Source organism: Fibrivirga algicola (assembly GCF_011742925.1).
GTDB lineage: Bacteria > Bacteroidota > Bacteroidia > Cytophagales > Spirosomataceae > Fibrella > Fibrella algicola.
In genome coordinates this window covers 145,970-158,820 of record NZ_WAEL01000007.1, presented here as the reverse complement: position 1 = coordinate 158,820, position 12,851 = coordinate 145,970, and the positions used below count along the sequence as shown (strand labels likewise).

The following is a 12,851-nucleotide window of genomic DNA, read 5'->3' as shown; positions in this document are numbered from 1 at the left end:
TTACCAGCCACTGTTGCGCTGCGGCATCAACGACTTTGCGGAGAGGCAGCGCAATAGCATACGTCAAACAGAAAACTGTGAACGCCACTACATTGTTGGTTTCATTCCCACATACTTCAGGAACTCCTGACGCGTGGCTTCATCGTCGAACTTGCCACTATAAGCGGCGGTGAGCGTCGAGCTGGCCGTATCGTTCACGCCACGGGTTGACACACACAAGTGAGCGGCATCAATGATGACGGCAACATCTTCGGTTTGCAGGGCTTTCTTCAGTTCGTCGGCAATCTGCATAGTCAAGCGCTCCTGAACCTGCGGCCGTTTGGCGAAGTGCTGCACAATCCGGTTCAGTTTCGACAGGCCAATCACCTTACCACTCGAGATATAGGCAACGTGCGCTTTCCCAATTATAGGCACAAAGTGGTGTTCACAATATGATTGCACCGTGATGTCGCGCTCAACCAGCATCTGGTTGTACTGGTACTTGTTTTCGAACAGCGTAGTGCTGGGCTTGTTCGCGGGGTTCAGGCCTTTGAACGTCTCGTTGACGTACATCTTGGCCACCCGCCGGGGCGTACCTTTCAGGCTGTCGTCGGTGAGATCGAGACCCAGAATGGTCATTATTTCGCGGAAATGTTCCTCAATTAAATCAATCTTCAGGTTATCGTCCAGATCGAACGCATCGTCACGCAAGGGCGTATCGAGGTTCGCACTGGCGTGGTTGTCGCCCATATCATCCACCAGTTCATCGGTAAGGTCATGTTTGTGACCGTTCCCGTTTAGGTGAATGCCATTAGTTGACAGGGTATTCAACGAAGTTCCGTTCGGTTTCATAGAGACGAATTTTCAGATCGAGCGTGGGCTCTAGTTGGGTTCTGAGTATGTTGTAAATGGTGATGGCAATGTTCTCGGCCGATGGATTGAGGTCACGAAACTCGTCGGTATCGAGATTAAGATTTTTATGATCGAACCGATCGGTAACGTGGGTTTTGATCAGGTCGCCGAGGTACTTCATATCAATTACGTAACCTGTCTCGGGATGGATTGGTCCATTTACCTGCACGATCAAGTCATAATTATGGCCGTGGTAATTCGGGTTGTTGCATTTACCGTAAACACGGGCATTTTTTTCATCTGTCCAATTTGGGTTGTTCAGACGATGGGCTGCGTTGAAGTGCTCTTTACGAAACACAGCTACGCGGGGGGTGTCTTCCCCTATTGTTTCCGTCATGTGTAGTCTTGAATCAAATCAATGATCCAACCTGTCGTTACAAAGTATGTGTACAACACAGGCAGACCCGAGAACGCTGGTAGTCAGCAAGTTAATGCTGCGTTCGTAGGAGTGCTATGGTTACTTAATTAACCGTAGGGCCGACAGTTTTGTTCAACTTTTTCATCAAAATACTAAACAAAACTACAGTCTCTTTCATGCTACTAAACGGCAGTAGGCCTGCGTTTGTTCCCATGTTTATAACTCGCTCACTTTAACCACAGTATAGGCTATCTGGTGCGGCCACGGGCGGTATGATTGATATGTGTAACTTATACAGGCTTATTGACGTTCTATTACTACAACCAATAAACTATATAATCTATAGACTATATAAATGATAAATAAATCCAACAAACACAACCCTGGCCTTAAGTTTATACCAATTAGACGTACGGATTTTTTTGCGACCGTCCGGCAACGGGTGGACGCCTATTTTGCTGAGCGTAACCTGTCGACCCACGCCAACGGAGCCATGTGGTCGAAGACTATCTTCTTCCTGCTTACGTATGCCGTTCTATACGGTCTGATTCTCTCTAATCAGTTTAGCGAACTGGCTATGCTCGGTATGGCTGTCCTGTTAGGTTTATTTGCCGCCTTTATTGGCTTCAACGTATCGCATGACGCCCTGCACGACGCCTTCACCAGCAATAGTCGACTTAATCGGATGCTGGGGCGGAGTTTCTGCCTGGTAGGCGCGAGTCCCTACTTATGGCGGATCATGCACAATGTGGTGCATCACACGTACACCAACATCCCTGGCCATGATGAAGATATCGAGGTAGCTCCCGGCTTGGTACGCCTCGATGCCGATGAGCCTTATAAACCCTGGCAGCGGTTTCAGCATCTGTATGCCTTCCCGCTATACGGACTGGCATCCCTATCATGGGTGTTCAGAAAAGATTATATCAAGTTCTTCAAAAAGAAGATCGGTCAGCACAACAACACCAATCATCCCCGCCGCGAGTACATCAACCTGTTCTTGTACAAAGCGGCCTATTACATTGCATTCATTGTTTTACCACTTTTGTTGCTCGACCTGACCTGGTGGAAGATCGTGCTGGGGTTTGTTGTTATGCACCTGGCTGAAGGGCTGGTGTTAGGGATGGTCTTCCAATTGGCGCACGTGGTCGAGGGCACTTCGTTTCCGGTACCTACGCAGCTCAACACGATTGAAGAAACCTGGGCTGTACATCAGTTGCAAACCACGGCCAATTTTGCCCCGACAAGCTGGCTGGCTACGTTTTTCTGTGGTGGACTCAACCGGCAAATCGAGCATCATCTGTTTCCCAGAATCTGCCATATTCATTACCCCGCCATTGCCGGTATTGTGAAGCAGACAGCCAGTGAGTTTAACTTACCGTATCTGGAGAATCCCACATTCCTTTCAGCTCTGGTGTCGCATTACCAGGTACTCAAGCGGATGGGAAAGGCGTCGGTTTAGTAGGGACGCTACCCGTGTAGTTCGATTACCTGACCATCCTGGCAACGCAGGGTGCGTCCCGGAAATTTATGGATCAGGTCGTAGTTGTGGGTAGCCATCAGAATGGCGGTCCCGGCATTATTGATCTGTTTGAAAACAGCCATGATCTGGTCAGAAACGCCGGGGTCGAGGTTACCCGTGGGTTCATCGGCGATCAGTATCAGTGGCTCGTTAAGCATGGCCCGGGCAATGACGATGCGTTGCTGTTCACCGCCAGAGAGCTGATGGGGCATCCGCTTCTGGTGCGTGCCCATGCCTACCTGCATTAGCACTTCAGAAATGCGGTTACTCATTTTGGTTTTATCGGTCCATCCCGTTGCCCGAAGCACAAACTTCAGGTTCTCTTCTACGTTGCGATCAAAAAAGAGCTGAAAGTCCTGGAACACGATCCCGACTTTACGCCGTAGAAACGGCACATCGGCAGGTTTCAGCTTTTCCAGCGCAAATCCAGCTACTTTCCCCCTCCCCTGCTGCAACCACAGATCGGCGTACATCGTCTTCAACAGCGATGACTTACCGCTGCCTGTCCGGCCAATAAGGTACACAAACTCACCCTTGAAGATATCGAACGACACATCGCCCAACACGAGTTTAGTACCCTGATAAATATCAGCCTGATACAGCGAAAGAACGGGATCGGAATTGAACATGCTCTGCATAATGATGTACGAATTGCGAATTACGATTTATTGCGACTGCCTTGCAACCGCGCGGTAGTCAAATTGTAACTCGCAACTCGTAGATCGGAAATTACATCGTTCCCGCTTTCTTATGGTCAGCTAGGAATTTGGCGAGGCCAATGTCAGTCAGGGGGTGATTGAGCAGGGCGGTCATTACGCTCAACGGGCCGGTCATTACGTCGGCACCGATTTCGGCGCACTGAATTACATGCATTGGGTGACGGATCGAAGCGGCCAGCACTTCAGTGGTATAGCCATAGTTCCGGTAGATCGTAACGATCTGCTCGATCAGTTCAACGCCATCGGTCGAAATATCGTCGAGACGACCAACGAACGGAGACACGTAGGAAGCACCCGCTTTGGCGGCCAGCAATGCCTGACCGGCCGAGAAAATAAGGGTACAGTTGGTCCGAACGCCTTTTTCCGAAAAGTACTTCAACGCCTTTACGCCGTCTTTCGTCATCGGAATTTTCACCACGATGTTCTCGTCGAGTTCGGCCAGCTCTTCGCCTTCGCGAACCATCTCGTCGAATGTGGTGCCAATTACCTCTGCACTTACATCACCCTCTACAATTTCGCAGATTTGTTTGTAGTGACGCATCACATTGTCTTTGCCTGTAATGCCTTCTTTGGCCATCAGCGACGGGTTGGTGGTAACGCCGTCGAGGATACCCATGTCCTGTGCCTCGCGAATATCGTTGAGGTTAGCTGTATCAATGAAAAATTTCATCGTGTAAGTGGAGTTATGTTTTACAACAAAAATAAATGAGTTTACTGTTTTCTGTTCTATTTTGATCAACACCGGTCTAGTAACCAGACAAATTGATCAGAATATCACAATCAGCCGAATCTATCCACTCCCTGGCAGAAATCAGACGACGTGAGTGCCGTCTTCGATCCGACAGGTATGAATCAATGTCTGTTTACCGGTGCGCGCCAGGTATTTGGTCTGAATAACCTGCTCGAAATCAGCCAGAGCGTCTTCGCGAACCAGGTTGATCGTACATCCACCAAACCCACCGCCCATCATACGGGCACCTAGAACGCCGGGGTGCGCCCGGGCAATGTCTTCCAGCACATCCAGTTCAGGGCAGCTCACTTCGTACCAGTTGCTCAGCCCTTCGTGCGACTCGAACATTCGCTGCCCAAACGCGTCGATGTTGCCGGCCTCCAGATCAGCTACGCCGTTCAGCAACCGCTGGTTTTCGAGCACCACGTAAGCACAGCGCTTATAGAGCAGCGGCTCCTGATCACGAATGTGCTTGTTGAGCATATCCATCGTTACATCGCGCAGCGAACGGATCTGATCGCCGTAAATGGCCCGAATCATGGCAACCCCCGCTTCGCACTCGGCCCGCCTTGTATTGTATTCGGTAGACGCCAGTGAATGCTTGACCCGCGAATCGCACAGGACAATTCGGAAACCATCCATTGCCAGCGGTGCGTACTCGAACGCCAGCGACCGGCAATCGAGTTTGATCACGTGGCCAGCGCGCCCCATCATAGAAGCAAACTGGTCCATAATGCCGCACTGCACGCCTACGAACTGGTTTTCGGCCCGTTGCGACAACAAAGCCATTGGAATACGTTCCATACCCAGTTTGTACAGCTGATTCAAGGCGACGATCACCCCGTTTTCCAGCGCTGCCGACGACGATAAGCCGGAACCGATGGGGATTGTACCGCCAAAAACAACGTTGAGACCACCGGGCAGGGCCGTTTCTTTCTGCACCTGATCAACGACACCAAGCAGGTAATTGGCCCAGCCTTTCGAGCTGCGCCTGATATCGCCGAGTGTACCCTGAAAGGTGCTGTTTAAATCAGCGGAAACGAAGTGTAGTTTTTGATCGGAACGGGGGCCAACGGCCAGGAAGATGGCTTTATCGATGGCGGCAGGCAGCACAAAGCCCTCGTTGTAATCCGTATGTTCTCCGATGAGATTGACGCGCCCGGGCGACTGAATGAGCGTGGGCGTTTCGCCGAACGTACCTCTAAACGTTGAGGTGAGTGTGTCGAGGACCTGCATGTGTTGAGGAAAGGGCAAAAAAAAAGGCAAATCGAATGTCTCACCGCTACGACCACCTACCCTTGCTTCCGTCAAGACCTGGGGGATTCAGCAGGAGCTGGTAGCACCGATTTGCCGATGCAAACGTAGGGCTTTATTACGGATTTGTAAAGGCCCGCTGGCTAATTTTGCTAAGATAGTAGCCGTGCAAACAGCTAACCGCCTCATTTCCTGCCAAAATCAGCAGGATTTTCGCCCCACTGAGTTGTCTCCCATTTCAGGATTTGATTGGCAAAACGGTGTGTATTGAGCCAGGTCTCGGCTCGTTGGAGCAATTCGAAGAGTTCGGCGTTACGGCCCGTATGCTCCAGTTTGGTGTTTGCCTTCTTCTTTTTTACCCAACTAATGGCCGTTCGGGAGTCAGAATAGATGGGCAGATTGCTGTTTCGCTGGTCGAGCAGGGCCAGTGCATGCACGATAGCCAGAAACTCACCAATATTATTGGTCCCATCGGGATAAGGGCCGCGGTGAAAGATTTTTTCGCGGGTCGGTAAATAGATGCCCTGGTATTCCATGTCGCCGGTAGCCGTGTTCCAGGCTGCATCAACCACCACACTGTCATCAATGGGTGGCCGATGCAGATCAGAGAGTTTGAGCTGTGGGGCGGTTTTGGGCTTATTGCCAACGTACCTGCGCGGGTTGTCGGTGTAGGCCTTCATGGCCTCCGTTTTACTGTCGAACGATTTGAACAGGGCCTTATCGAACCCGTCGACCTGCTTTTTACAGGCTTCCCAGCTGTCGAAAACGCCCGTTTCCCGTCCCTGCCACACTACGTAGTATTTCGGTTTTTTCTTCGCCATACGCGCTGCTTCTACCGACCCGAAATCTGCGCCGCCAGCAGCGCGATCCCTTCGCTGAAACTCCGTGGATTGTAACCCAGTTGGGTACGTGCCTTGTCGATGATAAAGCCGGTACGGGGCGGGCGACGGGCCGTTTGCTGAAACGTAGCAGCCGTGGCTTCGGTAATCAGCGATTTATCGAGCCCGAAATAATCGGCCGTCTGAATGGCCATTTCGTGGGGCGTCAGCACTTCTTTTCCCGAAATATTAAAGATCCCGGTGGCCTGCTGCTGCGCAATCAGGGCGCAACCAGCCGCCAGGTCTTCGGCCAGCGTCGGGCTGCGGAACTGATCGGTCACCACCTTGATGGTCTTGCCATCTTCCAGCGACTTTTTCACCCACAGGATGATGTTGCTCCGGCTCATGTCGTGGGCAATACCGTATACCAGCACAGTACGGGCAATGGCCCAGCTGATACCCGAGTTGATCACCACCTTCTCGGCGGCATATTTGCTCCAGCCGTAAAAGCTAACGGGGTTTCCCTCGGCTTCTTCGGTGTAGGGACCGGCAGCTCCATCGAAGATGAAGTCGGTCGATACATGGCACAAAAACGCTCCTACGGCCCGGCAGGCCTCCACGATGTATTCAACCGCCGACACGTTCTGCGCCCAGCAACCGTCTTTGTCTACTTCGCATTTATCCACGTCGGTCATGGCCGCTCCGTGAATTACCGAATCGGGACGTATCTGTGTAATTACGTCGAGCACCTGCTGCCGGTCGGTAATGTCCATAGCCAGGTACGTGTATCCGTCAGTAGTGGGCAGGCGATTGGCTCCTCGGGCAGTAGCAATTAGCTCAACATCGGGCTGGTTAGCCAGTAGCCCAACCAGTTTTTGGCCCAGCAGTCCGTTTGCGCCGGTAATCAGAATTTTCATGATGCAGGGAGGTTGTAGTTGTATCCGTACAGTTTGGTAATCTTCTTTTTCTTGACCCACTCGCCTTTCATCCGCATCCGAACATCAGTCAGGGGGCGGTCTTTGGGGTTACGGGGTTGTTTCGCAATGCTGTCGACCACGGCCAGCCCGTCGATCACCTGCCCAAAAACCGTATAGTTTCCGTCGAGGTGCGGGGTGCCGCCAATGGTTTTGTAAACCTGCTTTTGCTGGTCGGTGAAGGTGCGCGATGAACCGCGTGCTTTGCCCCGGTCAATCTGCTTCTGTAGGTCGTCATCATTCCAGACCCGCCCCTGCACAATGTAGAACTGCGTGGCGCTCGAGGCCTTGTCGGGGCGATCGTCGCGGGCGGCTCCCAGTGCCCCCCGCTTATGGAAGAGGGTCGGCACCAGTTCGGCAGGTACGCGATACCCAATATCCCCGTTGCCCAGAGCTTGCCCCGCCACGGCGGTACGCGAGTCAGGGTCGCCCCCCTGAATCATGAATTTTTCGATGATGCGGTGAAACAGCAAGCCATCGTAGTATGCACTATCGACCAGCCGAATGAAGTTGGCTTTATGACTGGGTGTATCGTCGTGCAGAATCAGGCGCATGATCCCATAATCCGTACGCAGTGTTACCAGGTAGTCTTTCTTTTTATCGGGCCCAAACGTTGGCCGTCCCCCCCGGCGGTTTTGCGCCAGATTAATGAGCGGCAGTGCCAGCAACAGGAGCAATAGTACTTTCCTCACAGGGATACCCGGTTAGTGAAGGCATCTTTCAGGCGTTGATCGTGCGTCACCACAATCAGACTCGCGCCAATCTGCTGCGCCTGTTCGCGAAGCAGGGCAATAACCCGGTTGGCGTTTTCATCGTCAAGGCTCGACGTTGGTTCATCGGCCAGAATCACGGCGGGCTGGTTCATCATGGCGCGGGCAATGCTTACGCGCTGCTGCTCACCCTGACTCATCTGGTTGGTTTTCTTATCCAGATGCTCAGCAAACCCCAGTTGTCCGGCCAGTTCACGCGCACGTTCTTTGGCCTGTGGCTTACTGGCGAGGTAGTTGGCCAGCAACAGGTTATCCAGAACGGACAGCGAACTGACGAAGTGAGGCTTCTGATACACGATTCCTACGTGGGCGGCTCGGAAGGCTGCCGTCTGTGCGGCCGACAGCTTCGTGAGATCGGTATCGTTGATCACCACCGACCCCGACGCAGGCTTGAGCAGCAGGGCCAACAGGTGCAAAAACGTAGTTTTACCCGTTCCAGACTGCCCCAAAATCAGCAACGCATCGCTGTCGGGGCAATTCACGTCTGGAAATTTGAAAGACTTAGTGGGCGAGTAAGAAAAAGTAAGTTGATGGGTTGTGAGCATAGAAAGCCGATCAAGGACGTCGTGCAAAAGTAGAGAGGGAGCGCTGAACCGCAACGCCACAGGCGAAAGTCAGTAGGCCATCGCCTATTTTCGGCCAGGAAACTGGTAACCGTACTGCTTTGTGATCTCCTGTTTCTTCACCCATTGGCCTTTCACCGTCATACGAATATCGGTCAGCGGGCGGTTTCGAGGGTCGCGGGGTTGTCTGGCAATGCTGTCGATCACGGCCAGCCCGTCAATTGCCTGCCCGAAAACGGTGTAATTGCCATCCAGTTGCGGCGCTCCACCTGTGGTTTTGTATACCTGCTGCTGCTCGTCGGTAAATACACGGTCCGGGGTACGGACCTTACTCGTGGCCATTTTCCGCTCCAGCCCGTAGTCATCGAACACCTCCCCCTGTACAATGTAGAACTGCACTGAACTCGACGCCTTATCGGGCCGCTCGTTTCGGGCCGCTGCCAGCGCTCCTTTTTGGTGGAATAGATTAGGCATAAACTCGGCGGGTACCCGGTAGTTCAGGCTACCACCACCCAGGGGTTGCCCCGCCACGGCCGTGCGCGAATCGGGGTCGCCCCCCTGAATCATAAACTTCTCAATGGTGCGGTGAAACAGCAAGCCATCGTAATACGAACTGTCGACCAGCCGGATAAAATTGGCTTTATGTTTTGGCGTGTCATCGTGCAGGATAAAGCGCATTATCCCGAAATCGGTCCTCATCGTGACCAGGTAGTCTTCTTCTTTGTCAGGCCCGAAGGTCGGTACACCGCCTTCACGGGTTTGCGCCACCGTAGCAAGTGGCAATAGCAGGAGCAGCAACAGTAATTTTCGCACAGGTATTCCCGGTTAGTGAACGCATTGTTCATGGGGCTAACCACCCCACTGCACAAAAGTACAACAGCCGGGGCAACGTACCTGACAACGCCTTACCTCTGCTTTACCCGCACCGCCGACAGATTGGTGGTGTACCGGAGTTTGGCCCCGACCCCGACACGTACCTGCTTTGCCACCGCATTGGGAATTGGGAGCGTAACCACGTGCCCGGCTGAAATAGTTACGTCATCGAACAGGCTCGGAACGCGCCCGCAACTCCAGGTCGACGGAGCCATCCAGTCGCCCGAGGCAATGCTTTGGCAGCCACTGCGCCCCACGATGATGTTATCTACCCTGAGCTGATCGCGCGCGCCAGACGTACCCACGCCGGTATAATAGTACTGCCACAATAGCTGTACATAGGGCTTGTTGAGCAGCGTGGCGGGCAATGCAACCGGACTAATTACTTTTGAGTGGCCAGCCAACGCACTCCGTTCGTATTCCACGGGGTTGTTGTTCTCATCCAGCAAATCCTGAAATTCGCCGGAGTCACCGGTCCGATAGCGTAGCCTAATCCGGTACTGCCGCAGGTTGGGCGTAACTGTGCCTCCCGTCCACTGCACAATGACCTCATTCATACCGGTAGTCTGTACGGCCAGTAGAAGCCCTCCCAGCGACGACGCTGCATACCCCACATTCCCCCCTCCTGTATTGATCAGCGCAACTCCGGCGTCATTTAACCCATTCATGCGGGTGCCGCTCGTCAGGTTATACACGCCTTTTACGGTGTCGGCCAGGGTAAAGGTTGCCGCCAGCGTAGGATCAGGCATCGTCATACCAACAAAATACATATTGGGCGGGTACGTACCTGCCGCGGCGGTCGACGACCAGTTCTCGAACCGATAATTCCCCGTTTGCAACACAAACGGTTTTGGCTTGGCAACAAATTGATTATCGGCTTCAAATAGGGCAAGCAATGTCCGGCCCGTAGTCGGGTTGTAGCTGTACAGGGTATCAGTGGTAAGTAAAGCACCGTTCTCCTGCCAGCCAACGAATCGGGAACCGCTCTTCGGCTTAGCCACCAGTCGGATTGGATTGCCCTGAAAATAACTACCTGTCCAGGGATAAGGGCTCGACGATACCCCTACTGTAGTAGGTAGAATAGCGATCGTATTTACGGTAACGTACCCCTGCGTCGTGTCGGAGACCGCAACAGTCACTTGCTGGTCGCGGCCCAACGAAAACTGTTGCCGAATGTGATCGCGCATAACCGCCGGCCTCATCTGCACGAATTTAGTTACCGTATCAAGGTTTGCCTGCCATTTCGCCAGTGTCATACCTGTGTTCCAGCGGCTGAAATGCTCGGCCATGTAGGGCGCATACTCCTGCCTCATACCGGCCAGCAGCGTACTGGCCCGCGCCGGGTCGAAGGTGGTGTTAAGCAAATCAGCGGCTCGGTTAATAAAGTAGGCGGTGTAATCCGGCCGAGTTAGCAGCTTACGTAGAAATAGCGTAAACTCCGGCGAAATGGTGTCCGACGTGGCCCGAATCAAATTGTTTTCCAGGTAATTGTTCACAGCGCTCAGCCCGAAGTCCATATCGAACATCATCCACCTGAACCGGCCATCCTGCCCCTTTGCAGCTGTAGGTTCATACTGGCTCGTTCGTTTCCGCCAAAGCTGCACATTGTTTTGTGGCCAGTCTGTGTTAGCTGAGAAAATTTCGGCGATCTGATAATCCGAAAAGTTCGCCACGTCCATCTTCGTACTCACGTAGGCGTAGTCGATAGTGCTGGCACTGTCAAAATAGGCTTTCAACGAATTGTACTGAGTCATATCTCCCTCGTCGGCCACAAAAACACCACCATCAATCTTTACCATATCGACGGCATTGGTGGCGACACCGTAGTTGCGGTTGAGGTAATTGGCATCGTACCGCTCCTGCAGGGTATGCACGCCCCAGTATTCGCCATTGAGAAACACGACGCTGGGCCTGTTCGACTGCGTGTCGAATGAGAGATGCTGCACCAGCCGCTGCATATAAGAGTCGACCAGTAAGGTGTAATCCCAGTCATTACCGCCATTTCGGAGTAACAGGCGGTCGTAGAACTGGTTGGCAGGTCGGTTACTGAAAAATGGGTACTCAAAATTGGTATCGCCATACAACCGAAGACTTTTACGGGGTACCGACCGTGTGCATCCCCCGTTGATAGCAAGCTCAACCGGTTTGCTATTGATTGTTTTCCCATTGAGCATGAATTCAACGCTTCCCTGCCGCCGCCAATCATCTGTTCTGTTGGAATAATTACCCTCTACACAAAAGCGGGCTACCTCGGTTGGGTTTGCCCTACGCCAGGCATCAAACCGGTCGCCTGCCGTATAAAACCCTGTGAAGTAGTCAAAAAACGACCGCTCATCTGACCCGATAGCCACCACTGGAAGTTGGTAGCGGGTGGTGTCGGGGGTAATGAAGTACGTCTGCGTGCTGCTCCTGCTCACCAACGCATTGGGCTTATAGGCAATTGCCCGCACTACCGTGCCTTTAAACACGGGTGTAACCGGAAAATAGTTTGGCTGAAAGCTGGCGGTAGATGACTTAACCGACAGGCGGTTTTGAGCCGCACTGCTATCAACGATGGGTATTGCGCCCCGGTATGGGAACGTCTGGTACAGTTGAGACAAGATAGGGCCAGCGACCTGTCCAGGTAACTCTTCATAGCTGTTTTTATAGCTGAACAGCTGCGGCTCCAGATTGGTCGGGTTGGGATCTGAACCGTCGAGTGTATAAAAAATTGTGACGGATGAATCGGGCGACGACAGGCTCAGGCTGAAGGGACCACTGTAAAAACCACCGGTACGGGAAAACACCGGCGGATCAAGTACCTCGGCGTAACCCGTTTTGCCGTTGTTCGATGCACCAGGGCTGGTATTGTTGATGATTGTGGTACGTTGAAAAAACAACCAGTTGGCCGACCCATCGGGCTGCCGTCCCCACGAAATGTCTGATCGCTGCGGGCCGAACGTGACCCGATCGACTGGCGTAATACCGTCTGGTTTGAACAAGCCAATAACCTCACCACCCGCCGATAATTTAAAGTTAACGTGCAGCGGCCCGCGCGTTAGCACTTCACTTGCCCAGATAACCAAATACCCATTGGCCGGAATAATAGTCTGTATCGACCCGGAGAGTATTTTGTGTTTGGTGGGGTTTGCCAGATTGTCTGTTACGTAATAACCCGCGATATCAACAGGCTCGTTTGTCGGATTGTAAAGTTCAAACCAATCTTCATACGAATTACTCACATCAGCTAGCGTTGTGGCATTAGAAGCCATTATCTCGTTGATGTACACTTGCTGGGCGTTTACCCGTACACAGCTAAGTAAGCAGCTTATAAGAACTGCTACTGAAAAGCCCTGGTTGATAGTCATTGTAAGTTAGTGGATACAGCACCACTTAGCCG

General features: G+C 52.6%; 12 protein-coding genes. 1 reads left to right on the top strand and 11 read right to left on the bottom strand.

Annotation, left to right across the window (positions count from 1 at the left end; all coding sequences use genetic code 11):
- Positions 1–87 precede the first annotated feature (87 nt).
- The gene (gene folE / locus F7231_RS18915; RefSeq protein WP_085414073.1) at positions 88–831 is read right to left on the bottom strand and encodes a GTP cyclohydrolase I FolE; all 744 of its coding nucleotides are present in this window, start codon (positions 829–831) and stop codon (positions 88–90) included.
- Positions 791–1,228, bottom strand: a complete 438-nt coding sequence (locus F7231_RS18910; protein WP_085414074.1) for a 6-pyruvoyl trahydropterin synthase family protein — start codon at positions 1,226–1,228, stop codon at positions 791–793. Before F7231_RS18910 ends, folE begins: the two co-directional genes overlap by 41 nt.
- 376 nt (positions 1,229–1,604) lie before the next feature.
- Here F7231_RS18910 and F7231_RS18905 point away from each other — a divergent pair, with 376 nt between their 5' ends.
- Positions 1,605–2,711 carry a fatty acid desaturase family protein gene (locus tag F7231_RS18905; protein WP_166693086.1) on the top strand — a complete coding sequence of 369 codons (1,107 nt, stop codon included), beginning with the start codon at positions 1,605–1,607 and terminating at the stop codon, positions 2,709–2,711.
- 8 nt (positions 2,712–2,719) lie between these two features.
- Here F7231_RS18905 and F7231_RS18900 read toward each other — a convergent pair whose 3' ends face one another.
- From F7231_RS18900 to F7231_RS18860, 9 genes are all read right to left on the bottom strand, one after another.
- Positions 2,720–3,400, bottom strand: coding sequence for a cell division ATP-binding protein FtsE (locus F7231_RS18900; RefSeq protein WP_085415216.1), 681 nt, complete (start codon positions 3,398–3,400; stop codon positions 2,720–2,722).
- A gap of 100 nt (positions 3,401–3,500) precedes the next feature.
- A complete protein-coding gene (gene fsa, locus F7231_RS18895; protein WP_085414076.1) occupies positions 3,501–4,160 on the bottom strand; it encodes a fructose-6-phosphate aldolase in 660 nt (219 codons plus the stop codon).
- A 141-nt stretch (positions 4,161–4,301) separates the two neighbouring features.
- Positions 4,302–5,456 (bottom strand): galactokinase, encoded by a 1,155-nt coding sequence (galK, locus tag F7231_RS18890; protein WP_085414077.1) that lies wholly within the window; start codon positions 5,454–5,456, stop codon positions 4,302–4,304.
- 203 nt (positions 5,457–5,659) lie between these two features.
- The gene (locus F7231_RS18885; RefSeq protein WP_085414078.1) at positions 5,660–6,295 is read right to left on the bottom strand and encodes a ribonuclease H1 domain-containing protein; all 636 of its coding nucleotides are present in this window, start codon (positions 6,293–6,295) and stop codon (positions 5,660–5,662) included.
- Between the two features lie 11 nt (positions 6,296–6,306).
- Positions 6,307–7,212, bottom strand: a complete 906-nt coding sequence (locus F7231_RS18880; RefSeq protein ID WP_374757382.1) for an SDR family oxidoreductase — start codon at positions 7,210–7,212, stop codon at positions 6,307–6,309.
- A complete protein-coding gene (locus F7231_RS18875) occupies positions 7,206–7,958 on the bottom strand; it encodes a peptidylprolyl isomerase (RefSeq protein WP_166693084.1) in 753 nt (250 codons plus the stop codon). The genes F7231_RS18880 and F7231_RS18875 overlap by 7 nt, the downstream gene beginning before the upstream one ends.
- On the bottom strand, positions 7,955–8,581 hold the full coding sequence (locus tag F7231_RS18870; protein ID WP_085414081.1) for an ABC transporter ATP-binding protein: 627 nt from the start codon (positions 8,579–8,581) through the stop codon (positions 7,955–7,957). Before F7231_RS18870 ends, F7231_RS18875 begins: the two co-directional genes overlap by 4 nt.
- 84 nt (positions 8,582–8,665) lie before the next feature.
- Positions 8,666–9,412 (bottom strand): peptidylprolyl isomerase, encoded by a 747-nt coding sequence (locus F7231_RS18865; RefSeq protein WP_166693082.1) that lies wholly within the window; start codon positions 9,410–9,412, stop codon positions 8,666–8,668.
- A 92-nt stretch (positions 9,413–9,504) separates the two neighbouring features.
- Positions 9,505–12,819, bottom strand: coding sequence for a CotH kinase family protein (locus tag F7231_RS18860; protein ID WP_262889687.1), 3,315 nt, complete (start codon positions 12,817–12,819; stop codon positions 9,505–9,507).
- Positions 12,820–12,851: the final 32 nt, after the last annotated feature.